This is a genomic window from Kineosporiaceae bacterium (assembly GCA_016713225.1).
In the GTDB taxonomy this organism is placed as follows: Bacteria; Actinomycetota; Actinomycetes; order Actinomycetales; family Kineosporiaceae; genus JADJPO01.
The window spans coordinates 137,228-160,905 of sequence record JADJPO010000005.1; the positions used below are offsets into that span (position 1 = coordinate 137,228).

The following is a 23,678-nucleotide window of genomic DNA, read 5'->3' on the forward strand; positions in this document are numbered from 1 at the left end:
GTACAAGGACCTGGTCGACGGCGGGCAACCCGAACCCGTCGCCGACGGGCCGGTCGCGGCTGCTGCCCCCAACGGGCAGGCGGCCGTCCGGCCCACTGCGCGTGCCTGGGACGAGATGCTCTCGGTGACCTCGCGCCCCCGAAAGCCGTATCGCGCCGTCCATGCCACGCTGCGCGCGCTGGACGGTGACGATCTGGTCGAGCGCGCGGATGCGCTCGCCCGCACCTACCTCGACCAGGGTGTGACCTTCGACTTCGCCGGCGAGGAGCGGCCCTTTCCTCTGGACGTGGTGCCGCGCGTGGTCTCACCCGAGGAATGGCAGTTCGTCGAAGCCGGTGTGGCGCAGCGGGTTCGGGTGCTCGAGGCGTTCCTCGCCGACATCTACGGCGCGCGCGAGGTGGTCAAGGCCAAGGTGGTGCCGTGGCGGGTGATCGCCTCGGCCTCGGGGTTCCACCGGATCGCCCACGGGTTGCGCCCGGCCAACGGTGTCCGCATTCACGTCGCCGGTATCGACCTGATCCGCGATGAGGACGGCGCGTTCCGGGTGCTCGAGGACAACGTCCGGGTGCCGTCCGGGGTGAGTTACGTGATGGCCAATCGCCGGGCCATGGCGACGGTGTTCCCGGAGTCGTTCGCCACCCACCGCATCCGCCCGGTCGACGAGTACCCCCATCGGCTGCTGGCCGCCCTGCGCGCCGCGGCCCCGGACAAGTCGCGTGAGCCCACGGTGGTCGTGTTGACCCCCGGCATCTACAACAGCGCCTATTTCGAGCACACCTTGCTGGCCCGCACGATGGGCGTCGAGCTGGTCGAGGGGCGTGACCTGTACTGCTCGGGTGGGCGCGTGTTGATGCGTACCACCGACGGCCAGCAACAGGTCGACGTGATCTACCGCCGCGTCGACGACGACTTCCTCGACCCGGTGCAGTTCCGAGCCGACTCGAAGCTGGGCACGCCGGGGCTGGTGAACGCCGTCCGCGCAGGCAACGTCGCCATCGCCAACGCCATCGGCAATGGGGTGGCCGACGACAAGCTCATCTACACCTACGTGCCCGACCTGTGCCGGTTCTACCTCGGTGAGGAGATCCTGCTGCCGAACGTGCAGACGTATCGCCTCGCCGAGCCGGCCGATCTGGCGGCGGTGATCGATCGGCTCCACGAACTGGTGCTCAAACCGGTGGACGGCGCCGGGGGCAAGGGGCTGGTGATCGGTCCGGCAGCCACCCGCGAACAGCTGGTCACCCTGCGGGCCCAGATCGAGCACGACCCGCGCGGATGGATCGCGCAACCGGTGGTGCAGCTCTCGACCGTGCCGACGCTCATCGATGGCACGCTGCGTCCTCGGCACGTCGACCTGCGCCCGTTCGCGGTCAACGACGGCCGCTCGGTCTGGGTGCTGCCCGGCGGTCTGACCCGGGTGGCGCTGCCCGAGGGACAGTTGGTCGTGAACAGCAGCCAGGGCGGTGGTTCGAAGGACACCTGGGTGCTGTCCGGTGAGAAGGCGCCGCTGCAACTGCGCCGCCCCACGACCCCGTATCGGATCGTCACGATGCCCCACCCCGACCTCGGCCCCCACGAGGAGACCGGCGGCCTACAACAGCAGCAACAGCAGCAACAGCAGCAACAACAGCAGCAACAACAAACTGAATCGGGCCGGCAACAGCAGAGGGCGGGTGAGCCGACGTGCTGAGCCGTATCGCCGAGTCGTTGTTCTGGATCGGCCGCTACATGGAGCGCGCCGACGACACCGCGCGCATCCTCGACGTCCATCTGCAGATGTTGCTGGAGGATCCGGCGCTGCCCGAGTCCGAGGCATGTCGTGGCCTGCTCGCCGTCATGGGCATGGACCCCGCCGAGGACGAGGACGTCGACCGCACGATGGTGCTCGACCGGCTGGCCTACGACGCGGTCTACCCGAGCGCGATCGTGGGCGCCCTGAGCGCGGCGCGTGAGAACGCCCGCCGCGCCCGAGAGACCATCTCGACCGACTTGTGGCAGGCGTTGAACACCACCTGGATCGGCATCGACCGGGTGCGGCTGCAGGCGACCACCGCGCACGACTTCCTGGCCTACGTGCGCGAGCGGACGGCGCTGGTGGCCGGCATCGCCGAACAGACCATGAGTCGGGACGACGCGTGGCGCTTCCTGATCCTGGGCCGCAACCTCGAACGGGCGGACATGACCGCACGGCTCGTGGCGACGTCCACCATCTCGGCGGCGGTGCCCAGCTGGACGGCGCTGCTGCGCTCGTGCGGCGCCTACGAGAGCTACATGCGCACCTATCGCGGGGTGGCCAGCGACGCGCGGGCGGCCGAGTTCCTGTTGCTGGACCGGTTGTTCCCGCGGTCGGTGATCCATGCCCTGGTGACGGCCGAAGAGGTGCTGGAGGAGTTGGCGCCACCGCTGGAGCGGGTCGGGATCGCCGATCAGAGTCGTCGATTGCTCGGCCGCATCCGGACCAGCCTGGAGTACCGCGCCCTCGAGGAGGTGCTGGCCGACGTCCCGGGGGAGATGGGCCGGGTCCAGCGGGCGGTCTCGGCCGCCAGTGACGGGGTCGCCAAACGCTACTTCCCGCGGTCGATCACCACGGCCTGGGTGGAGGACGCATCATGATCATCCCGATGAACGCCATCCCGCTGAACCCCGATCCGGCGGCGCAACGGCTGCTGATCGTGCACACCACCGGGTACCGGTACGAGACCCCGGTCACCGCGTCGTACAACGAGGCCCGGATGACCCCGCTGAACACCTCGCGCCAGGCGTTGCTGGACGAGATGGTCGACGTCACCCCGGTCACCTGGACCCATCGCTACACCGACTACTGGGGTAGCCAGGTCACCGCGTTCGACGTCCTGGTGCCGCACACCGAGATGAGCGTGGTCAGCTCGGCGACCGTCGAGGTCTTCCACCTCGACGAGGGCGACGTGCCCGGGGTCAGGTGGGAGGATCTGCGCCGAGACCCGATCACCGACGAGTTCCGCGAGTTCCTGGTGCAGACCCCGCTGTCCGAACCCCCCGACGAGGTCGTCGACCTGGCTCGGGAGGCGGCTGCCGGGTTGTCGCCGGACGCCGCGGCCCGCGCGGTCTGTGAGGCCCTGATCGAGCCGATGACCTACGCCGGCGGGTTCACCTCGGTGCGCACCCCGGCCAGTGAGGTCTGGGCCGCCCGGCGCGGGGTCTGCCAGGACTTCGCCCATCTCGGTCTGGGGGCTCTGCGCGCCCTGGGCATACCCGCGCGTTATGTCTCGGGCTACCTGCACCCCGAACCGGACGCCGGCCTGGGCGACACCGTCAAGGCCGAGAGCCACGCCTGGCTGGAGTGGTGGGCCGGCGGCTGGTCGGCCTACGACCCCACCCACACCGGCACCGTCTCGACCGATCACGTCCTGGTGGCCCGCGGCCGCGACTACGCCGACGTCCCGCCCCTGAAGGGTGTCTACGCCGGTTCCCCCGCCTCCACCCTCTTCGTCAACGTCGAGATCACCCGCCTCCGCTGACCCCACCAAACCCGCTCATGCTCCGCAGGTGCCTCGTCATGCTCCGGTGAGACCGCTTGATAACGATGTCATCGGACGTCGAGCTGTCACCTGCGGAGCATGAGCAGGTTTGTGGGTGGTGGTGGGTCGATGACCATTTTTTGGCGGCGGATCACCATATATTGGTGGCACAGGGGTCTGGCCGCCGAGCATGCGGACTGATAGAAAGCGGCCAGCGGCCGAGCGGCCGGCTCGGCGAGCTTGGAGGCAGCCATGGGCGCAGCCACCGCGGACGTGGTCGTGATCGGGGCCGGGGTGATCGGCAGCTCGGTCGCCTACGCGCTGGCGTCGTCCGGCCGGTCGGTGATCGTGATCGAACGCCACGGGGCGCCCGGGCAGGGTTCGACCAGCGCATCGTCGGCGATCATCCGGTTCAACTACTCCACCTTCGCCGGGGTGGCCACCGCGTGGGAGGCCCACTACGACTGGCTGAACTGGGCCGACGTGCTCGAGGCGCCGGACGCCGATCGCGCGGCCGGCGTGGGGCGCCTCGCCTCGTTCGTGCCCACCGGCTCCCTCTGCCTGGACTGCCCCACGCACGACCCCGCCAAGGTGCTCACCCTGTTCGACCAGATCGGGGTGCCCTACGAACTCTGGGACGCCGCGACCATTCGCGCGCGGGTGCCCGCGCTCGACCCGGCTCGCTATTACCCACCCAAACCCGTTGCCAGCGAAGAGTTCTGGGCCGACGCGGACGGCGAGCTGGGCGGCTACTACACCCCTGACGCCGGTTTCATCGACGACCCGGGTCTGGCGGCGCAGAATCTCGCTGCCGCCGCCCAGCGCCGTGGGGCGCAGTTCCGGTTCCACACCACGGTCACGGCCATCACCACCGCAGCGGGTCGGGTGAGCGGGGTCGATGTGGTCACCGGCGGGGTGAGCGAGCACGTCAGCGCCCCGGTGGTGATCAACGTTGCCGGCCCCGCCTCGGGCCGCATCAACGCCCTCGCCGGGGTGGGGGAGGACTTCGCCATCGGCACCCGCCCGATGCGCGCCGAGGTGAACACCGTGCCCGCGCCGTCCGGCTACAACGCTCCCGGGGAGGTGGGCCGGCCCAGCAATCCCGGCCCCCTGGTCGCCGACCTCGACCTGGGGACCTACTTCCGCGGCACGCTCGCCGGCGAGCTCCTGGTCGGCGGCGCCGAGCCGGCCTGCGACCCCTTGCACTGGCTGGAGGACCCCGAGGTCTACGAGCCCGGGCCCACCGCCGAGCTCTACACCGCCCAGCTCTACCGGGCGGCCCGCCGGATGCCCGACCTCACCGTGCCCAACCGCCCGGTCGGCATCGGGGCCGTCTACGACGTCGCCGACGACTGGATCCCGATCTACGACCGGACGGCGCTGCCCGGCTTCTACGTCGCCATCGGCACCAGCGGCAACCAGTTCAAGAACGCCCCGCTCGCCGGTCGCTACCTGGTGGCGATCATCGAGGCCTGTGAGGGCGGCACCGACCACGACGAGCACCCGGTGCAGTTCCCGTTGCCGCACACCGGGTCGAGCGTCGACCTGTCGGCCTTCAGCCGGCGCCGGCAGGTTCACGCCGGCAGTAGTTTCACCGTCATGGGTTGAGGCGGCGTCCACCCGAGCGAAGGAGCTCATCATCGACACCCATTACCGGGCCGTGGTCATCGGCGGCGGCGTCGTCGGCGTCAGCGTGCTCTACCACCTGGCCAAACTCGGCTGGACCGACGTCGCCCTGATCGAGCGGTCGGAGCTGACCGCCGGCTCGACCTGGCATGCCGCAGCCGGCTTCCACGCCCTCAATGCCGACCCCAATGTGGCTGCGTTGCAGGCGTACACGATCAACCTGTACTCCGAGCTCGAGGCCGAGACCGGGCGCTCGTGCGGGCTGCACCTGCCCGGCGGAGTCAGTATCGCCAGCACGCCGGAGCGCTGGGAATGGCTGCAGGCGCAGTGGGCGATCTACCAGACCATCGGCATCGACACCGTCCGGCTGATCACGCCGGACGAGGTCGAGGCGCTGTGCCCGGTGATCGATCCCAAGGGCATCGTCGGCGCGATGTACGACAGCATCGAGGGTCACCTGGATGCCTCGGGCACCACGCACGCCTACGCCGCCGCGGCCAAGCAGCGAGGCGCGACCATCGTGTTGCACAACCGGGTGCTCGAGCTGCGCCCGATCCCGGCGGGGTCGTCGCCGTCCGGTGGCGGTTGGAAGGTGGTCACCGAGCAGGGCACCATCACCTGCGATCACGTCGTCAACGCCGCGGGCCTGTGGGCCAAGCAGGTCGGGCGCATGGCCGGTATCGATCTGCCGGTGACCCCGATGGAGCACCACTACCTGGTCACCGACGCCCTGCCCGAGGTGGCTGCGCTGACCCGTGAGCTGCCGATGATGATGGACCTGGAGGGCTTCACCTACGCCCGCCAAGAAGGCCAGGGCATGCTGCTCGGGGTCTACGAACTCGACCCCCGGCACTGGAACACCGACGGTGTCTCGTGGGACTACGGTCTCGAGCTGATCCCGCCGGACGTCGAGCGCATCGCCCCGCAGCTCGAGGTCGGCTTCGCCCGCTACCCCTGCCTGGACGGCGCCGGCATCAAGACCTGGGTGAACGGCGCCTTCACCTTCACCCCCGACGGCAACCCACTGGTCGGCCCGGTGCGCGGCCTGCCCGGGTACTGGACGGCGTGTGGCGTGATGGCCGGCTTCAGCCAGGGCGGTGGCGTCGGCCTGGCCCTGGCCGAGTGGATGGTCCACGGTGAGCCCGGGCGCGACGTGTTCGGTATGGATGTCGCCCGCTACGGCGAGTTCGCCTCGGCGCGAGGGTATCTGCAGGACACGACCCGGCAGTTCTATCAGCGCCGGTTCGTGATGACCTACCCCAACGAACAGCTGCCGGCGGGCCGCCCGTTGAAGACCTCGGCGCTGCACGCCGATCTGGACGCCGCGGGCGCCCGGTGGGGCACCTCGTGGGGTCTGGAGGTGCCGCTGTACTTCGTGGGTGAATCCGATGGGGGAGCGGCGTTCACCGAGACTCCGACCCTGCGCCGCAGCAACGCCTTCGACCTGGTGGGCCGCGAGATCCGCGCCACCCGGGACGGGGTCGGCCTGCTCGACACCACGTCGTTCTCCCGCTATCTGATCACCGGTCCGGGTGCCCGCGACTGGCTGGATCGCCTTCTGGCGTCGCGCATCCCGGGCCCGGGCCGGGTGCGCCTGGCGCCGATGCTGAGCGAGTCGGGCCGGTTGCTGGGTGACCTCACCGTGACCTGCTGGGGTGAGGGCTCGGCGGGCGAGGAATTCTGGCTGATGGGCTCGTACTACCTACGCGAGTGGCACCTGCGTCACTTCACGACCCACCTACCTGCCGACGGATCAGTGGTGGTGCAGGACATCTCGGACGCGATGGCCGGGGTGAGCCTGTCCGGCCCGGCCTCGCGTGACCTGCTGGCCTCGGTGACCGAGGACGACATCGGCGCGATCGGCTTCCTACAGGCCACCACCGCCGACCTCGGCCCGGTGCGCGCCCGAGTCGCCCGGCTGTCGGTGACCGGCGAGCTCGGCTACGAGCTCAACGTTCCCGCCACCCAGTTGGCGGCGCTCTACCGCACGCTCGGTGAGGCGGGCAGATCCCTTGCCGCCCAAGGGATTCCGGTGGTCGACCTGGGCTACAACGCGCTCAACTCGTTGCGGCTCGAGAAGTCCTACGGCGTCTGGTCGAAGGAGTTCACCTGGGCCTACACCCCGGGCATGAACGCCCTGGCGGACTTCGTCGCCCACGACAAGCCCGCCGCCTTCATCGGCAGGGACGCGGCGCTGCGCGAACGTGACAACCCGCCGTCCCAGACGCTGGTCACGCTCGACGTGGGCGTCGAGGACGACGCTCCCGCCGATGCCGGCCCGTTCGAGCCGGTCTGGGACGGGCCACGCCGGGTCGGGTTCGTCACCTCCGGCGGCTACGGGCACGCCGTCCGGGCGAGCCTGGCGCTGGCCTACCTCGACCGCACGCACGCTGCCGTCGGAACCGAGCTGGAGGTGACCGTCGTCGGACGGCGCCGGCCGGCGACCGTGATCGCCGACAGCCCCTACGACCCGCAGGGGCAACGGCCGCGAGGCCAGAAGGTGGAGGCGCACCGTGTTCCGTAACCGGATGCCGCACTACGAGATCCTCTCGGCGGCAGACCTGGAGGTGATCGAGAAGGGCTGGCAGCGCATCGCCCACGAGATCGGCATCCAGTTCGACCACCCCGAGGCGTTGCGGCTGTTCGAGGCAGCCGGGCAGCGGGTCGAGGGCGACATCGTGCACCTCGACCCCGACTTCATGATGGCCCAGCTCGCCTTGGCCCCCAGCGAGTTCCACCTGCGGGCCCGCAACCCCGAGCACTCGGTGATCCTCGGCGGTGACCACATGGTCTTCACCCCGGTCTCCGGTCCGCCGTTCGTGCGGATCGGCGACGAGCGCCGGGACGGCACCCTGGCCGACTACGAGCTGTTCGCCAAGCTGACCCAGCACTTCGAGCAGCTCGACATCCCGACCATGCCGATGATCGAGGCCAACGACCGTCCCCTCGACTCGCGCCACCTGGACATGCTGTTCGCGGCGTTCACCCTCACCGACAAGCCGGTGTTCACCTCGGCGCTGTCGACCGCCAACGCCGAGGACAGCGTGCGCATGGCGGAGATCGTCTTCAGCGGCACCCCGATCGCCGCGCCACCGGACGCCGACGGCCGGCCGACCTGCTCGATCATGTCGATCGTCAACGTGAACTCCCCGCTGCGCTACGACACCCGGATGCTCGAGGCGTTGCTGGTCTACGCCGCCGCCGGGCAGGCCGTCGTGGTCACCCCGTTCCTGCTGATGGGCGCGATGGCCCCGGTGAGCACGGTGGCGGCCCTGGCCCAGCAAACCGCCGAGGCCTTGGCCGGCATCGTGCTGATGCAACTGGTGCGCCCGGGTACCCCGGCGGTGATGGGGTCGTTCCTGTCCACCATCGACATGCAGTCCGGCTCCCCGGCGTTCGGCGGACCCGAATCGGCGCAGGGCCTCTACGCCTCCGGTCAGCTGGCGCGGCGCTACAAGCTGCCGTGGCGGGCCGGCGGCGGCAGCCTGACGTCGTCCCAGACCGTCGACGCGCAGGCGGCGGCCGAGTCGTTCAACACCCTGAAGGCGGCGTTCCTGGCCGGGGCGAACCTCGTCGTCCAGGCCGCGGGCTGGCTGGAGTCGGGGCTGGTCAGCTGCCCCGAGAAGCTCGTGGTCGACGTCGAGGCGCTGCGGGTGCTGCGACAGCAGTTCACCCCGCTGGTCGTCGACGAGGAGTCGCTGGCGTTCGAGGCGCACGACGAGGTGCGTCACGGTGGGCACTTCCTGGGCGCCGAGCACACCATGACCCGGTTCCGCACCTGCTTCTACCGGCCGTTGGTGTCCTCGACGGAGAACTACGAACGCTGGGTCTCGAAGGGATCGCGGGACGCCGCGACCCGCGCCGGTGAGATCTGGCGCGCGGCCGTCGACGCGTACGCCGAGCCGACCCTGGACGACGCCAGACGCGCCGAGCTGCTCGGTTTCGTCGATCGGCGCCGCACCGAACTGGGGGACTGAGCCGCCGCGGCCGCGATCCCCGTTCCCGGGGCGACTCATCGGGGATGCAGATATCTGCATCGGCACGTATGCTGATCTGATGCGGACCACGTTGAACCTGGACGACGAGCTCATGCGGCTGGTCAAGCAACGGGCGGCGTCCGAGGGTCGAACGGTGACCAGCCTGATCGAGGAGGGCCTGCGCGCGCTGCTGGCCGCCCAGGGTGCTTCCGAGCCTTACCGTGTGGAGCTGCCGACCTTCTGGGGCGACGGCCCGGCCCCTGGGGTAGATCTCGGTGATCCCGAGCAGCTCAAGGAGCTGCTGTATGCCGAAGAGGACGCCGACCATCGGTCTCGGGCGGCCGGACCGTCTCGCGCCCCGCGGGAGTGACAGTGCTCGTCCCGGACGTCAACCTGCTGCTGTATGCCCACCGCGGCGAAGCCTCTGACCATGAGCGCTACCGCGGCTGGCTTCAGGACCTGGTGACCGGCTCGACGCCCTTCGGCATGAGCGAGTTGGTGCTGAGTGGGTTCCTGCGGATCACCACCAACACGAGGGTCTTCCGCACGCCGTCCACCAGCGACTCGGCCCTGGCTTTCGTCGCGGCGATCGTCGAGTCACCCCGCTGCGTCCGGCTGCGTCCCGGCCCCCGCAACCTGCAGATCTTCACCGATCTCTGCCGCACGGTACAGGCCACCGGCAACGTGGTGCCCGATGCCTACCACGCGGCCTTGGCGATCGAGCACGGGTGCACCTGGATCACCGCCGATCGAGGCTTCGCCCGATTCCCCGGGCTGCGCTGGTCCAGTCCGTTCGCAGACTGATCAGCCACGAACTCCCAGACGCTCGGCCACGGTCGCGCAGGCCTTCCGCAACAGCGGCAGCGCCGCGGCGCGGGCCTCGGGGGTGAACCGCGTTCCCGGGCCCGAGACGTTCAGCGAGCCCACCAGGGCGTCGTCCACCAGGATCCCCATCGAGATCGAGGCCAGCCCGTCCTCGACCTCGTCCTCGATCTGTGACCACCCGGCCGCGCGGACGGCGTCCAGCTCGGCCCGCAACCGGCTCGGGTCGGTGATCGTGCGGCTCGCGATCTTCTCCAACGGTTGGCGGAGCACCGCCTCGATCCGAGCCGAATCAGCATACGCCAGAGCGAGTTTGCCGCTGCTCGAGGCGTGCAATGGCACCGGGCGGCCGACCCAGTTGGTCAACCCGAGCATGTGCGGTCCATCGACCTGGCGGGCCAGTGACAGCGACCCATCGGGCATGACCACCGTCAAGGTGGCCGACTCGCGAGTGTGCTCGGCCAGCTGCTCCAGGACCCCGTGGCCGGCGTGCACCAGCAGTTCGGTCAGGTCCGCCGTCCGGGCCAGTCGGTGCAGCCCCGGCCCGATCACGATCCGGTCATCCGGCAGTCGAGCCAGCAGTCGCTCGGCGATCAGCGACTCGATCATGCGCAACGCCGTGGCCCGGGGCAGCTCGGCGGTGCGGGCCAGCGCCGACACCGTGGCCCCGGCGCCGTGCTCGGCCGCGGCGCGCAACAACGCCGCGGCCTTGCGCACGGACTGGTTCTCGCGAGAGGCCGAACCCGCACCGGACAGGGGCATGGGTTCAGGCAGCGCCGGGTTCGGACTGCTGGAGCTGCCGCAGTTCCGCGACCGGGATGTGACAGGCCATCTGATGCCCCGGCTCGACCTCCACCAGGGGTGGCACCGTGCTCTCGCAGATGCTGCCCAGCTTGCGGGGGCACCGAGTCTGGAACACACATCCGGACGGCGGGTTGGCGGCGCTGGGGATCTCGCCCTCCAAGCGGATGCGCGACTCCGGGGCGCCGTCGACGCTCGGCACCGCCGACAGCAGGGCCTCGGTGTAGGGGTGGTGCGGGCCGTTGAAGACCACCTCGGCCGGCCCCACCTCCATCAGACGACCCAGGTAGAGCACCGCGATCCGATCGGACAGGTAGCGCACCACGCCCAGGTCGTGCGAGATGAACACGTAGCTGGACCGTTCGTTGCGTTGCAGGTCGGCCAGCAGGTTGAGGATCGCCGCCTGGACCGAGACGTCCAGAGCGCTCGTCGGTTCGTCGCAGACCACGATGCGGGGGCCGCCGGCGAACGCTCGCCCGATCGCCACGCGCTGCTTCAAACCACCGGACAGCTGACGGGGTTTCAGGTCGAGGTGGCGCGGGGTGAGCCGGACGTGGGTGATCAGCTGATCGAGGCGGTCCTCGGCGTCCCAGCCGGTGATGCCGGCCAACTTCGCCAATGCCCGGCCGAGGATGTTGCGCACCGAATGCCCTCGGTTGAGCGCCGAATCGGGGTTCTGGAACACGATCTGGATCGCGCGCCGCGCCAACTGGGAGCGGCCCTTGGTCGAGGGCTCGAGCACGGTGCCGTCCAGGATCACCTGGCTGCCCGGATCGGCCGGCTGGATGCCGAGGATGGCCTTGGCCATCGTGGTCTTGCCCGAACCGGATTCGCCGACCAGGCCCAGGGTCTCACCACTGCGCAGGTCGAGGTCGATGCCCACCAGGGCATGGATGTCCTTGCGGTTCTGATGGAAGGTCACGTTGACGTCGCGCAACTGCAGGATGATCTCGGGTGAGATCGCCGTGGCCTGCCCGCTGCCGTGCGAGCCCGCGGCCGCGGTCAGTTCGGCCACCCGGTCGGTGTGGTGACAGTAGACGTAACCCGTTGTGTCACCGGTGCCGACCTCGACCTGGGGCGGGACCGTCGTCCGGCAGATCTCGGTGGCCAGCGGGCACCGCTCGACGAACACGCAGGCCGGTAGCTCCTCGCCGATCTGGGGCAGGAAGCCAGGGATGGTCTCGAGTCGGCGGTGGGCCTTGCGGGCGCCGTGACGCGGTAGTGCGCGCAGCATGCCGACGGTGTAGGGGTGCGACGGGTGATCGAAGACCTCACTGGCCGAACCCTGCTCGACCACCTTGCCGGCGTACATCACGCCCACGCGGTCGCACATGCGCCGGATCACGCCCAGGTTGTGGGCGATCAGCAGGACGGCGGCACCGGTGTCGGCACGCAGTGTCTCGACCAGGTCGAGCACCTCGGCCTCGACGGTGGCGTCCAGGCCCGTGGTCGGCTCGTCCAGGACCAGGAGTTTGGGGTCGTTGGCCAGCGCCATGGCGATCACTACGCGTTGCTGCATGCCGCCGGAGAGCTGGTGCGGGTAGCGGTCCATCACTCCGCGGGGGTCGGAGATCCGCACCCGGCGCAGTGCCTCGAACGCCCGCTCGGCGGCCTCGGCCTTGGTGGCGCCCAGGATCATGAAGCACTCGGCGACCTGGGTGCCGATGCGCAACGTCGGGTTCAGGGCCGCTCCGGGGTCCTGATAGACCATCGACACGTCGTCCCGGCGCACCTTGAGCAGGTCACCGGACGAGAGCGAGGTGACCTCGCGGCCGGCGATCACCGCCCGGCCACCGGCCACCCGGCCGTTCTCGGCCAGCAGGCCCAGCGCGGCGTACGCCGTCGTGGACTTGCCGCACCCGGACTCGCCGACCAATCCGTAGGACTCACCCGGGGCCACCGTGAACGACACCCCGCGTAGCACCCGCCGCGGGATGCCCCGCACCACGAAGTCGACCTGCAGGTCGTCGACCTGCAGCGCCGGTGTCGTGCCCTGGGTCTCGGTCACCACCTGGTTCTCGGTCATCGCGAGAGCACCCCCTGCAGCGAGTCGGCGATCAGGTTGACCGCGACCACCAGGCTCGCGATCGCCAGGGACGGGTAGACCACCGGCCACCAGTACCCGTTGATGATCTGGGAGTACTCCTCCGAGATCATCAGACCCCAGTCGGGGAGAGGGCGGTTGGATCCCGACGCCGAGGAACGACAGCGTCGCGATGGTGAAGATGGCGTACCCGATACGCACGGTGAGCTCGACGATGATCGGGCCGGTGACGTTCGGCAGGATCTCGCGGAACATGATGTACGGCGCGGATTCGCCTTGCAGCCGCGCGGCTTGCACGTAGTCGAGCTCGCGTTCGGACAACACCGCGGCGCGCACCGTTCGAGCCACGATGGGGGCGAACAGCAGGCCCACTACGCCGATCACGGTCCAGTTGGACGGGCCGAGCACCACCAGCGCGAGCAGGCCGACGACCGCCACGGGCAGCGACAGGAAGGCCTCGACGATGCGGCTGAGGATGTCGTCTGTCGGGCCGCGGAAGTAGCCCATCACGAGCCCGAGGATGGTGCCGACGCCCACCCCGATGACCGCCGAGATCGGTGCTACCAACAGGACGTCGCGCGCCCCGCTGATCACCCGCGAGAGGACGTCGCGCCCCAGCCGGTCGGTGCCCAGCCAGTACTCGCCGCTCGGCGCGGCGTGAGTCTGGAACGGGTCACCGGTGAAGGGGTCGTGGGGGGCGACGGCGCGGCCACCGATGGCGCAGAACACCCAGAACCACACGATGATGTTGCCGATCACGAACTCCGGACGGCGCAGCAGCAACCGGAACGTCTCGCGTCGTGCGGCCTTGCGGGCGGTGAGCGCCGCCGCGGCGGCGGACATGGCCGGGCCGGCCGGCACCGGGATCTGGGAGTCCATGGTGCTGTCGATGACTCCATGGGTGGTCGGCGGAATGCCCGGGGCCAGCGGCTCGGTGTGCTGGGGGGCCGGGGCGCTCTCGACCGGGTCGGGCCCGGGCGAGCTCGGCGATGGTGTGCTGTTCACGAGGTGGCCCCCAACCGGATGCGCGGATTGAGCCAGGAGATGAGCAGGTCGGCCAGCAGGGTGGCGATCATGTAGATCACGCCGATCACCATGACGCCGGCCGAGAGCACCGGCAGGTCCTTGGCCTTGGCTGCGGTGACCAGGAGTCGTCCCAGACCGTTGACGTTGAAGATCAGTTCCACCGCGAGCAGGCCGCCGAACAGGTAGCCGGTCTGGGTGGCGATCACCGAGATCGTGGGCAGCAGGGCGTTGCGCAGCACGTGTTTCTTCAAGACCGCCGACCGCGACATGCCCTTCATGGTGGCGGTTCGGGTGTAGTCCGACTCCAGCGCCGTGATGGTGCCGGCGCGGGCCATCCGGGCGATGTAGCCGAAGTAGACCAGCACCAGCGACAGCGCCGGTAGCAGCAGGTAGTAGATCTGCGTCCCCACGCCCGCCCCGTCCGGCCAGGTGGCCAGCACGGGCAGCACGTTGAGCTTGAGCCCGAGCAGGAAGATCAGGAAGGTGCTGGTCACGAACTCGGGGATCGCCGACCCGGCCAGACCCAGGGTGACGATCACGCGGTCGGCCAGTCGTCCCTTGCGCAGGGCGGCGAACACGCCGCCGACCACACCCAACGGAATCGTCAGTACCAGGGCCACGCTGGCGAGTTTGGAGGAGTTGAGCAGCGTCGTGGTGACCACGTCGCGCACCGGCTGACCACTCTGGTACGAGGTGCCGAAATCGAAGGTGACGATGCCCTTCAGCAACCGCAGGTACTGATTCACCAGGGGCTGGTCGGTGCCCAGCGTGTGGTTGAGCGCGGCCACCGCCTCGGGCGTCGCGAACGGCCCGAGGATGGCTCGGCCGACGTTCTGCGGCAAGACATTCGAGATCGCGAAGATGATCAGCGAGAGCAGGAGCAGGGTGACCAGTGCGAGTGCGATGCGGCGAATGACGTAGACCAGCATGGGCGGCCCCCTCGTCGTGTGCTGGTGCCGGATGACGTCGGTGGCGGTGCGGACTCGCGAGCCCGCACCGCCACCGGCGGTGGAACCGATTCCGTACGCGGGTACGGAACTCAGGCGGCAGAACTCAGGCGACCAGACCCGCCTTGGTGACGTCGACCTGTCCCAGTGCCGTCGTGGCCATGCCCGCGAACTTCTTCGAGTGGGCGGCGAGGTACTGGTAGAAGTACGGCACGATCAGCGGGGTGTCGCGCTGCAGGATGTCGCTGATGGCGCGGGCCGACTTCTTCTGCGCGTCCACGCCGATCGAGGCCTGGAAGGCCTTGAACGCCGCGTCGAACTCCGTGCTGGCGTACTGCGAGGAGTTCCAGACGCCGCTGGTCGACAGCGCCGCGTTGAGGAAGACGTCCGGCGTGCCGCGGTGACCGTAGTCGACGATGCCGATCTCGGCGGCACCCGAGCACGGCGGGTCGGCCGGGGTCTCGGGGCACCACGACTTGCCGTAGAAACTGCCGGTGTCCTCGACGGCGACGTTGAGCTTGATGCCGGCCTCTTCCGCGCCACCCTTGATCAGGACCGCGAGGTCGGGCACCTCCTGCAACTTCACTGCGTGCAGCGTGGCCGTGAGGTTGGTGACGCCGGCAGCCGCCAGCAGTGACTTCGCCTTGGCGATGTCCTTCTTGCGTCCCGGCAACGAGGCGTCGGCGTACGGGTACACCGGCGCGATGACGGTGTCGGATCCGACGTCCGCCTTGCCCTTGAACAGCGACTGCGCCATGGCGTCTCGGTCCAGGGTCCAGGCGAGGGCTTCGCGCACCTTGGGGTCCTTGAACTGGCCCTTGTCGGTACGCATCCACACCTGGCGGTGGGTCGAGGCCCGCAACGCGATGATGTTGAGGTTGGCGTTGTTCAGCAGGCCCTCGCCGCCGGTGACCGAGAACTGCACGATCGCGTCCACCTGGCCGGACTGCAGCGCGACCACCTGCGGCTGCAGGTCCTGGAAGAACACCCACTCGACGCTGTCCAGCGGGGTCTTGCCACCCCACCAGGCGTCGTTGCGCACGAAGGTGGCGCCGACCTTGGCGTCGAACTTGGACAGCTTCCACGGACCGGTGCCGTTGGGCGCCTTGTCCAACGTGGTGCCGTCCGGCAGTGCCTTGGGGATGATCGAGGCCTGGGCGTTGTCGGTCGAGACCAGGTACGGGAAGTTGCCGTTCGGACCGGTCAGCTTGAAGACCACGGTCTTGTCGTCCTTGGCGGTGACCGAACCCGCCGCGATGACACCCTTGAGGGCGGAGTTGCCGGCCTTGACCAGGCGCTCCATGGTCGAGATGACATCGGCGGTGGTGAACGGGCTGCCGTCCTGCCACGTGACGCCCTGGCGCAAGGTGAAGGTCCACTCGGACCCGTCGGCGTTCGGCTCCCACTTCTCGGCCAGGCCGGCCTTCAGCTGCAGGTCACCACCGGTGTAGACCAGGAACTCGTAGCACTGGGCGATCAGGCCGTACGCGGCGAGGTCGACCATCTTGACCGAGTCCAAGGGGCTGGACGGCGCGATGCTGGCGATCTTCATGGTGCCGCCCTGCTTGACGTTGGCGGCGGTCCCACCGCCCACGCCGACGCCGGTGGCCACCGTGGCGCTGCCACCCGACGGGGTGGTCGAGTTCGCCCCGCCACAGGCGGCCAGTGCGGCGCTGGACAAACCGAGCGCCAGACCCATGCGGACGAAGTCGCGCCGGGCGAGCTTGCCGGCGGCGAAGGACTCGATGAGGTCGAGCTGCAGCGGGCTCGCGGCCCGCCGGATCCGGTCGTATTCCCGACGATCGATCATGGGCTGGCTACCTTCCGTTGCGGATCCCACCTGGGACGCGCGGACCATCATGCAAAGTGGGGCTAAGTCATGCACCGCCCGCGGTGGGGTGTCAAGGGAATCGCGCTCACCGCAGGGTCACGATCGAGTCACCATTTAGTGGGCGGCCGTCGTCCGTGCTGGCTCACCTGCCAACCGCGCGATGCTCCGCAGGGAACAGGGGCAACGCCCCGAACATCTCCGATTGGCGTCAGCTGCGGAGTACGAGCGGTTACCTGGGGAGCGCGAGCGGGTTGTCGGGTGGTTGACCGGTGGCGAGGGCATGATCGTGGGATGGCACCTGTGCGGAGCCGCATCGGCGTCCTGATCTGTTGCGTCCTCGTCGTGGGCGGCTGCGCGGAGGACACCGCCCGCACCACGCCGGCCGCGCCTGCCACCTCGCCTGGTGCGGGGACGTCCGGGGTGGCGGCCGATCATGATCGGGGGTTGGTGCAGGCTGGGTACACCGGCCGGTTCCGCGTCGGGGCGACCGTGCTGCAGAAGGGCGATGGAGACGGCGGGCGACCGGCCCTGTGTACCTCGATGGCCACCTCGCTGCCACCACGGTGTGGTGGCCCGGCGATCGTGGGCTGGGATTGGGACGCCGTGCCGCACGAGACGCTCTCGGGCGTCCGCTGGGCCGACGGGGTGACGCTGACAGGTCACTTCGACGGCTCGGTGTTCACGCTCACCGAGCCGCCGGTGGTGCACGGGACGTCCGCCGGTCCGACGCCCTCGGCCACGCCCGAGGATCAACGCCCGTCCACCCCGTGCCCGACGCCGTCCGGGGGGTGGCGGGTGGTCGATCGCTCGAAGGTCACCCAGCAGGCGTTCGGACGGGGCGTGGAGCGCGCCCGGGGGCTGCCGGGGTTCGGTGGGGTATGGATCGACTATCGCGGCGCACCGCCGTCGGGGGAGCCGGGCGTGGAGCCCGATCTGGTCCGCGCCGTGATGAACGTGACCACCACCTCCACAGACTTCGCCGCTGTCGAGAAGGCACTGCGGGCCGACTGGGGTGGGGCGCTGTGCGTGAGGCGGGCGGCCCACTCCTATGCCGAACTTCGCCAGATCCAGGAGACGCTGACGGCCCTGATGGCTGAACAGGGATTGCAGGGCATCGGTGTGGACGAGGAGGCAGGACGGGTCGACGTCACTGCGCAGGTGGCCACCATCGATCAGCAGCGCCGGTTCGACGAGGACTACGGGGTGGGCGTCGTCCGGCTCAGCGGGATCTACTGGCCGCTGGATCAGTAGCCGGCAGTCGTCAGGCCCAGCCGCGTCGGGTGGCCAGCCAGTCCAGGAAGGTGCGGGCATACCAGCGGCGGTGTTCACGGATGACGGCGGTGCCGCCGGGGAACAGCGGATCCTCGGCGTGGGCCAGCATGAACGCCGCTACGACGGCGAGCCAGCAGTCGAGGTGGTCGTCTTCGACGTGGCGGGTCAGCGGGCTGCGGGCGAGCCACGCGTCGGCGTCCAGGCCGTCGGCCCGGGCGAGGGGAAGCACGCCGACGAAGTCGGTCCAGCCGGCGCCGATGCTCAGCCAGTTCCAGTCCACCAGCACCGCGCTGCCGTCGGGGCGGATCAGCAGGTTGTCGGCGCGCAGGTCGCCGTGGGTGGCGGTGTCGCCCGCGAGCGCGGTCTCGGCCAGGGCGGTCAGGGCGGCCAACTCGTCGAGGTGGTCGGGCAGCCACGCGGGTTGGCCCGCCGTGAGGGCCAGGTCACCTGAGGCGAGGCGGGGGTAGACGGTGTCGAGTCGTTCGGTCCCGATCAGGTCCTCGACCATCGAGATCAGCAGCTCGGCCTCGACCAGGGCTGTGGGCGGCGGGGTGAGCGCCGCGGCGGTTCGCCGACAGGCCTCGTGGACTGCGTCCAGGTCGGCCTCGGTCCAGGGCAGCGGCAGCCGCCCCTCGATCGCCTCGACGACGATCACCTGCCAGGCGTGCTCGGCGTCCCCGGGGCACTCGCCGCGCGCGTGGTGTCCCCGGCCGAGCAGGCGGGGCGCCGGGACGTCGTCCGGCAACGCGGCGAGCACCGTGGCCTCACGCGCATACGCCTCGAGGATGTGCGGGTTGCGGGTCGAGGCGGCCTTGGCGAAGACGCGGGTGTCGTCGTCCAGGTTCAGGACGGCCGCGAATCCGGCGGTGAACCCGCTGCCCACCGACGGCTCGGCCGATCGCACCGCGCCACCGGCCGTCCGCTCGATGAGGGCGCGCACGCCGTCCGGCAGGTCGTGCCATTCCGGACGCCGCGAGGTCGCGGTGTAGTCCACGCGCTGCATCGGGCCTCCCGGGCGATCACCGCTCATGGTCTCGACTCGAGACGGCGCGGGCCAACCGGGTTTCGTGCCATGAACGCGGAGGAGGGCGGCGAAGCTCCTCAGGTGTCGCGCGAAGTGCCGCAATTCAGACAGATGACGGTCATCTGCGGAGCATCGCCGGTTACCTGCGGAGCATGAGCGGGTTGGGGGTGGGTTGGGGGGTGGGTTGGGATTGGGTTGGGGGGTGGGTGGGGCGTGGGAAGATGGCGGGTCACCTACATCCTCGAGAGGTCCCGCGTGTCACCGATGGCCCGAACGGCTCTGCCGCCGTCCGCGACCCCGCCGGAGAAGATCCGGAACTTCTGCATCATCGCCCACATCGACCACGGCAAGTCGACCCTGGCCGACCGGATGCTGCAGATCACCGGTGTCGTCGACCCCCGGTTGATGCGCGAGCAGTACCTCGACCGGATGGACATCGAGCGCGAGCGCGGGATCACCATCAAGTCCCAGGCCGTGCGCATGCCCTGGGAATCCGCGGGGCAGACCTACGCGCTCAACATGATCGACACCCCCGGGCACGTCGACTTCACCTATGAGGTCTCGCGCTCGCTGGCCGCCTGTGAGGGCGCCGTCCTGCTGGTCGACGCCGCGCAGGGCATCGAGGCACAGACCCTGGCCAACCTGTACCTGGCCATGGAGAACGAACTCGCGATCATCCCGGTGCTCAACAAGATCGATCTGCCGGCCGCCAACCCCGAACAGTGCGCCGAAGAGCTGGCCGGGCTGATCGGCTGCGAGCCCGAGGACTGCCTGCGGGTCTCGGGTAAGACCGGCCACGGCGTCGAGCCGCTGCTCGACCAGATCGTCCGGCAGGTGCCGCCGCCGTCCGGGCAGGTCGACGCCCCCGCCCGGGCGATGATCTTCGACTCGGTCTACGACACCTATCGCGGCGTGGTCACCTACGTCCGCGTCATCGACGGTCATCTCTCGCCGCGCGAGAAGATCCTGATGATGTCGACCAAGGCCACCCACGAACTGCTCGAGATCGGCGTGATCTCGCCCGAGCCCGAGCCCACCCAGGGACTGGGGGTCGGCGAGGTCGGCTACCTGATCACCGGTGTGAAGGACGTGCGCCAGAGCAAGGTCGGTGACACGGTCACCAACGCCTCCAAGCCGGCGTCCGGGGCGCTGGGTGGCTACCGCGACCCCAAGCCGATGGTGTTCTCCGGGCTGTACCCGATCGACGGCTCGCAGTATCCCGACCTGCGCGAAGCGCTCGACAAGCTCAAACTGAACGATGCCGCGCTGGTCTACGAGCCGGAGACCAGCGCGGCCCTCGGCTTCGGGTTCCGGTGCGGGTTCCTGGGGCTGCTGCACCTCGAGATCGTGCGTGAGCGGCTCGAGCGCGAGTTCAACCTCGAGCTGATCTCGACCGCGCCGAACGTGGTCTACGAGGTCTCGATGGACGACGGCAAACAGATCACCGTCACCAACCCCTCGGAGTACCCCGGCGGCAAGGTGGCCGAGGTGCGCGAGCCCGTCGTCCGGGCCACGATCCTGAGCCCGACCGAGTACATCGGCGCGATCATGGAGCTGTGTCAGCAGCGGCGCGGCGTCCTGCTCGGCATGGACTACCTGTCGACCGAGCGGGTCGAGCTGCGCTACACGCTGCCGCTGGCCGAGATCGTGTTCGACTTCTTCGACCAGCTGAAGTCGCGCACTCGGGGCTATGCCAGCCTCGACTACGAGATGACCGGTGACCAGGCGGCTGACCTGGTCAAGGTCGACATCCTGCTGCAGGGCGAGACCGTCGACGCGTTCAGCGCGATCGTGCACCGCGACAAGGCCTACAGCTACGGCGTGGCCATGGCCGGCAAGCTCAAGACGCTGATCCCGCGGCAGCAGTTCGAGGTGCCGATCCAGGCCGCGATCGGTGCCAGAGTCATTGCGCGCGAGAACGTTCGGGCGATCCGCAAGGACGTGCTCGCGAAATGCTATGGCGGTGACATCACCCGCAAGCGCAAGCTGTTGGAGAAGCAGAAGGAGGGCAAGAAGCGGATGAAGATGGTCGGCCGGGTCGAGGTACCCCAGGACGCCTTCATCGCGGCCCTCTCCTCCGAGGCTGCCGACGCGAACTCCGAGAAGAAGAAATAGGTCACCGCATGGCCGAGTCCATCATCACGGCGGTCTGCATCGTGCACGAGCTGCTCGCCGAGCCGACCAACCCCGACCAGCTCACGGCGATCGGCAAGGCACCGGTGGCCTACGCCGTCCCGGTGGGTCCGTACGGCCTGGGCGGTGACCTGGTCAAGGACCACCGCCACCACGGCGGGATCGAGCAGGCGGTCTACGTCTACGCCGACGAGGACGCCGCGTGGTGGGCCGGCGAACTCGGTGTCCAGCTGCCGGCCGGCGCCTTCGGCGAGAACCTGCGCACCACCGGCATCGACGTCACCGGCGCCGAGATCGGCGAGCGCTGGCGCGTCGGCACCGCCGGCCTCGAGCTGGAACTGACCTGCCCCCGCATCCCGTGTGCCACCTTCGCCCGGCACGTTGCCCGCCGCGGCGTGCCGCAGCGCGGCTGGGTCAAGCGGTTCACCGAGCGCGGCGCCCCGGGCGCCTACTTCGCGGTGACCTCACCGGGCACGGTGGCGGCCGGCGACGCTGTCGAGGTGGTGCACCGGCCCGGGCACGGCATCACCCTCGGGCGCACCTTCACCCATGACGTACCCGAGACCTGGCAGGTGCTGCTCGACGCCGAGCAGGCCGGCACCGTGCGGCTCTACGACGACACCCGCGCCCACGCCCGGCACGTGGTGAGCTCCCGAGGCTGACCGCGCCTCGGACCACCCTGACTCAGAACACGCTGACTCAGACCAGGCTCACGTGGCCGTACCCCTGGTTGATCAGGTGGTTCGCGAAGGCCACGCGGGCCTGCTGGCCCCCCGCCATCACCTGGGCGAAGTCATCCGGCCGCACCACGGTCATCGGCACCATGGCGATCGGTCCCACCGGGGACGTCGCGTACGCCGCCCGACGCTGAGGTGTCACCCCGACCAGGCAGCCCAGCATGCCCGTGGCGGAGAGCACCTGTGGCGGAGCCTCGGGCACGGGCAGCTCCAGCGACACCACGCCGTAGTCGCGTAGCGGCTGGGCCAGCCCACCCATGTGGGCGACGTTCTGGGCGAAGGACTCGATGGCCTTGAACTGCCAGCTCGCCTGCAGCGTTGCGAGATCCGCTCCGACCAGGGCCGGGGTCTCGAGGTAGACCTCACAGCCCACCCCGGGTGCCGGCGGCACCACCTGTGGGTCTGGGTCCGCGAGCCCGTCGGAGGACAGGATCAGGGTGTGTGGGGTGCGTACCACCCGGTAGGTCTGGCGGACGCCGGGCCAGGCCGGTGCCCCCAGGAACATGGGGTTGACCAGGTACGAGATGCGGTCGGTGTCACTGCGCCCGATCGCGTCCCAATAGGCCTGCACCGCCGCCTGTACCCCGGGGGCGTACGGCGACTCGTCGGGCGGCGTCCCGGCCGCCCCGGAGTCCTGGTCACCGCCACCGAAACGGCCCTTGAAGACACTCATGGATCCCCCGATCGAGGTCTGTCCAGCCTCCCCGCGAGGCTTCGTGGCAGGGACCGTAGCCGATCGGCCTACTCTCGACGGTGTGTCCGCCCCACCGCCCGCTGCGCTCGGGATCTACCTGCACGTGCCGTTCTGTGCCCGGCGCTGCGGCTACTGCGACTTCAACACTTACACCGCCACCGAGCTCGGCGGCACCGGCGGGCTGGGCAACCAGGACTCCTATGCCGACACTGCGATCCGTGAGATCGATTGGGCGACAAGGACTCTCGAATCCAGCGAGGTGCGGCGTCCCGCCTCGACGGTGTTCTTCGGGGGCGGCACACCGACCCTGCTTCCGGCCGATGACCTGGCCCGGCTGCTGCACGCCGTCCGCGAGCTGATCGGGCTCGAGCCCGGTGCCGAGATCACCACCGAGGCCAACCCCGACTCGGTCGATGCCCGCTACCTCGCCGATCTGGCGGCGGCCGGCTTCACCCGGGTCTCGTTCGGCATGCAGTCGGCCACGCCCCACGTGCTCGCCGCACTCGACCGCACGCACGACCCGGCGCGGGTGGCCGCGGCGGTCGGCTGGGCACGCCGGGCCGGCCTGGCCGTGAGTCTCGACCTGATCTACGGCGCCCACGGGGAGTCCCTGGACGATTGGCGGGCCAGCCTGGACGCCGCGACCTCCCTACAGCCCGACCACGTCTCGGCGTATGCCCTGGTGGTCGAAACGGGCACGCCGTTGGCGCGACGGGTGGCGCGGGGCGAGTTGACCGCCCCCGACGAGGACGATCTGGCCGCCAAGTACGAGCTGGCGGACGACGTGCTGAGCGCGGCGGGTTACGCCTGGTACGAGGTGAGCAACTGGGCGCGCACTCCGCAGCAGGCGTGCCGGCACAACCTCGGCTACTGGCACGGCGAGGACTGGTGGGGGGTCGGGCCGGGGGCGCACTCACACCTGGCGGGTCGTCGTTGGTGGAACGTCAAGCACCCGCGGACCTACGCCGAGCGCCTCGCCGCCGACGTCTCACCGGCCGAGGGCGACGAAGAGCTGGACGACGAGGCCCGGTACACCGAGCGGGTGCTGCTCGGCGTCCGGCTGGCGCAGGGGCTGCCGATCGCGGCGTTGCGTCCGGCGGGACGGGCGGCGGTGGCCGCTCTGATCGGCGACGGACTCGTGGACGGCGCGGCCGCCGTGCGAGGGAACGAGGCCCAGCGTCGCCTGGTACTCACTCGGAGAGGCCGGCTGCTGGCCGACGCCGTTGTCCGCACCCTGCTGGCGTGAG

The 23,678-nt window shown here is 69.9% G+C and carries 18 protein-coding genes and 1 pseudogene; 12 read left to right on the top strand and 7 right to left on the bottom strand.

Translation table 11 applies throughout. The features are described from left to right. Positions 1–115 precede the first annotated feature (115 nt). The 8 genes from IPK24_19495 to IPK24_19530 all read left to right on the top strand — a co-directional run bounded on the left by IPK24_19495 (position 116) and on the right by IPK24_19530 (position 9,904). A complete protein-coding gene (locus IPK24_19495) occupies positions 116–1,690 on the top strand; it encodes a circularly permuted type 2 ATP-grasp protein (GenBank protein MBK8077692.1) in 1,575 nt (524 codons plus the stop codon). Next, positions 1,684–2,613 (top strand): alpha-E domain-containing protein, encoded by a 930-nt coding sequence (locus IPK24_19500; protein ID MBK8077693.1) that lies wholly within the window; start codon positions 1,684–1,686, stop codon positions 2,611–2,613. Before IPK24_19495 ends, IPK24_19500 begins: the two co-directional genes overlap by 7 nt. An 8-nt stretch (positions 2,614–2,621) precedes the next feature. Beyond that, on the top strand, positions 2,622–3,497 hold the full coding sequence (locus IPK24_19505; GenBank protein MBK8077694.1) for a transglutaminase family protein: 876 nt from the start codon (positions 2,622–2,624) through the stop codon (positions 3,495–3,497). Positions 3,498–3,749: 252 nt separating this feature from the next. Then, a complete protein-coding gene (locus IPK24_19510; protein ID MBK8077695.1) occupies positions 3,750–5,105 on the top strand; it encodes an FAD-binding oxidoreductase in 1,356 nt (451 codons plus the stop codon). Between the two features lie 31 nt (positions 5,106–5,136). Next, on the top strand, positions 5,137–7,647 hold the full coding sequence (locus IPK24_19515) for a GcvT family protein (protein ID MBK8077696.1): 2,511 nt from the start codon (positions 5,137–5,139) through the stop codon (positions 7,645–7,647). Continuing rightward, positions 7,637–9,100 (top strand): trimethylamine methyltransferase family protein, encoded by a 1,464-nt coding sequence (locus tag IPK24_19520; GenBank protein MBK8077697.1) that lies wholly within the window; start codon positions 7,637–7,639, stop codon positions 9,098–9,100. The genes IPK24_19515 and IPK24_19520 overlap by 11 nt, the downstream gene beginning before the upstream one ends. Positions 9,101–9,179: 79 nt before the next feature. Next, positions 9,180–9,470: a type II toxin-antitoxin system VapB family antitoxin gene (locus IPK24_19525; GenBank protein MBK8077698.1), complete on the top strand. Its 291-nt coding sequence runs from the start codon at positions 9,180–9,182 to the stop codon at positions 9,468–9,470. A gap of 2 nt (positions 9,471–9,472) precedes the next feature. Further along, positions 9,473–9,904 (top strand): type II toxin-antitoxin system VapC family toxin, encoded by a 432-nt coding sequence (locus IPK24_19530; GenBank protein MBK8077699.1) that lies wholly within the window; start codon positions 9,473–9,475, stop codon positions 9,902–9,904. Here the strand turns inward: IPK24_19530 and IPK24_19535 are convergent, their stop codons facing one another. The 5 genes and pseudogenes from IPK24_19535 to IPK24_19555 all read right to left on the bottom strand — a co-directional run bounded on the left by IPK24_19535 (position 9,905) and on the right by IPK24_19555 (position 16,550). After that, positions 9,905–10,684 (bottom strand): IclR family transcriptional regulator, encoded by a 780-nt coding sequence (locus IPK24_19535; protein ID MBK8077700.1) that lies wholly within the window; start codon positions 10,682–10,684, stop codon positions 9,905–9,907. A gap of 4 nt (positions 10,685–10,688) precedes the next feature. Beyond that, positions 10,689–12,749: an ABC transporter ATP-binding protein gene (locus IPK24_19540; protein ID MBK8077701.1), complete on the bottom strand. Its 2,061-nt coding sequence runs from the start codon at positions 12,747–12,749 to the stop codon at positions 10,689–10,691. After that, positions 12,746–13,610: pseudogene (locus IPK24_19545) on the bottom strand (ABC transporter permease). The gene IPK24_19540 and the pseudogene IPK24_19545 overlap by 4 nt, the downstream one beginning before the upstream one ends. 158 nt (positions 13,611–13,768) lie before the next feature. Beyond that, positions 13,769–14,722, bottom strand: coding sequence for an ABC transporter permease (locus tag IPK24_19550; protein MBK8077702.1), 954 nt, complete (start codon positions 14,720–14,722; stop codon positions 13,769–13,771). Between the two features lie 124 nt (positions 14,723–14,846). Then, complete coding sequence (locus tag IPK24_19555; protein ID MBK8077703.1) at positions 14,847–16,550, bottom strand: ABC transporter substrate-binding protein; 1,704 nt, start codon at positions 16,548–16,550, stop codon at positions 14,847–14,849. A gap of 312 nt (positions 16,551–16,862) precedes the next feature. On the opposite strand from IPK24_19555, the gene IPK24_19560 reads away from it, so the two are divergent. Beyond that, entirely contained in the window at positions 16,863–17,822 is a 960-nt protein-coding gene (locus tag IPK24_19560) for a hypothetical protein (protein ID MBK8077704.1), read from the top strand. Positions 17,823–17,832: 10 nt separating this feature from the next. Here IPK24_19560 and IPK24_19565 read toward each other — a convergent pair whose 3' ends face one another. After that, positions 17,833–18,846: a phosphotransferase gene (locus IPK24_19565; protein ID MBK8077705.1), complete on the bottom strand. Its 1,014-nt coding sequence runs from the start codon at positions 18,844–18,846 to the stop codon at positions 17,833–17,835. Between the two features lie 285 nt (positions 18,847–19,131). Between IPK24_19565 and lepA the strand changes: the two genes are divergently transcribed. Both lepA and IPK24_19575 read left to right on the top strand, forming a co-directional pair. Then, positions 19,132–20,982: an elongation factor 4 gene (gene lepA / locus IPK24_19570; GenBank protein MBK8077706.1), complete on the top strand. Its 1,851-nt coding sequence runs from the start codon at positions 19,132–19,134 to the stop codon at positions 20,980–20,982. 8 nt (positions 20,983–20,990) lie between these two features. After that, entirely contained in the window at positions 20,991–21,662 is a 672-nt protein-coding gene (locus IPK24_19575) for an MOSC domain-containing protein (protein ID MBK8077707.1), read from the top strand. 37 nt (positions 21,663–21,699) lie between these two features. Here IPK24_19575 and IPK24_19580 read toward each other — a convergent pair whose 3' ends face one another. Continuing rightward, the gene (locus IPK24_19580; protein ID MBK8077708.1) at positions 21,700–22,410 is read right to left on the bottom strand and encodes a hypothetical protein; all 711 of its coding nucleotides are present in this window, start codon (positions 22,408–22,410) and stop codon (positions 21,700–21,702) included. Here IPK24_19580 and IPK24_19585 point away from each other — a divergent pair. After that, positions 22,409–23,677, top strand: coding sequence for a coproporphyrinogen III oxidase (locus IPK24_19585; protein ID MBK8077709.1), 1,269 nt, complete (start codon positions 22,409–22,411; stop codon positions 23,675–23,677). The two genes, IPK24_19580 and IPK24_19585, sit on opposite strands and share 2 nt — an antisense overlap. Position 23,678: the final 1 nt, after the last annotated feature.

What these genes read in the sequence shown, in the direction of transcription:
- lepA (MBK8077706.1), top strand. Translation starts at nt 19,132, where the DNA reads ATGGCCCGAACGGCTCTGCCGCCGTCCGCGACCCCGCCGGAGAAGATC.
- IPK24_19565 (MBK8077705.1), bottom strand. Translation starts at nt 18,846, where the DNA reads ATGCAGCGCGTGGACTACACCGCGACCTCGCGGCGTCCGGAATGGCAC.
- IPK24_19525 (MBK8077698.1), top strand. Translation starts at nt 9,180, where the DNA reads ATGCGGACCACGTTGAACCTGGACGACGAGCTCATGCGGCTGGTCAAG.
- IPK24_19510 (MBK8077695.1), top strand. Translation starts at nt 3,750, where the DNA reads ATGGGCGCAGCCACCGCGGACGTGGTCGTGATCGGGGCCGGGGTGATC.
- IPK24_19495 (MBK8077692.1), top strand. Translation starts at nt 116, where the DNA reads ATGCTCTCGGTGACCTCGCGCCCCCGAAAGCCGTATCGCGCCGTCCAT.
- IPK24_19555 (MBK8077703.1), bottom strand. Translation starts at nt 16,550, where the DNA reads ATGATCGATCGTCGGGAATACGACCGGATCCGGCGGGCCGCGAGCCCG.
- IPK24_19575 (MBK8077707.1), top strand. Translation starts at nt 20,991, where the DNA reads ATGGCCGAGTCCATCATCACGGCGGTCTGCATCGTGCACGAGCTGCTC.
- IPK24_19535 (MBK8077700.1), bottom strand. Translation starts at nt 10,684, where the DNA reads ATGCCCCTGTCCGGTGCGGGTTCGGCCTCTCGCGAGAACCAGTCCGTG.
- IPK24_19580 (MBK8077708.1), bottom strand. Translation starts at nt 22,410, where the DNA reads ATGAGTGTCTTCAAGGGCCGTTTCGGTGGCGGTGACCAGGACTCCGGG.
- IPK24_19560 (MBK8077704.1), top strand. Translation starts at nt 16,863, where the DNA reads ATGGCACCTGTGCGGAGCCGCATCGGCGTCCTGATCTGTTGCGTCCTC.
- IPK24_19585 (MBK8077709.1), top strand. Translation starts at nt 22,409, where the DNA reads ATGGATCCCCCGATCGAGGTCTGTCCAGCCTCCCCGCGAGGCTTCGTG.
- IPK24_19505 (MBK8077694.1), top strand. Translation starts at nt 2,622, where the DNA reads ATGAACGCCATCCCGCTGAACCCCGATCCGGCGGCGCAACGGCTGCTG.
- IPK24_19540 (MBK8077701.1), bottom strand. Translation starts at nt 12,749, where the DNA reads ATGACCGAGAACCAGGTGGTGACCGAGACCCAGGGCACGACACCGGCG.
- IPK24_19550 (MBK8077702.1), bottom strand. Translation starts at nt 14,722, where the DNA reads ATGCTGGTCTACGTCATTCGCCGCATCGCACTCGCACTGGTCACCCTG.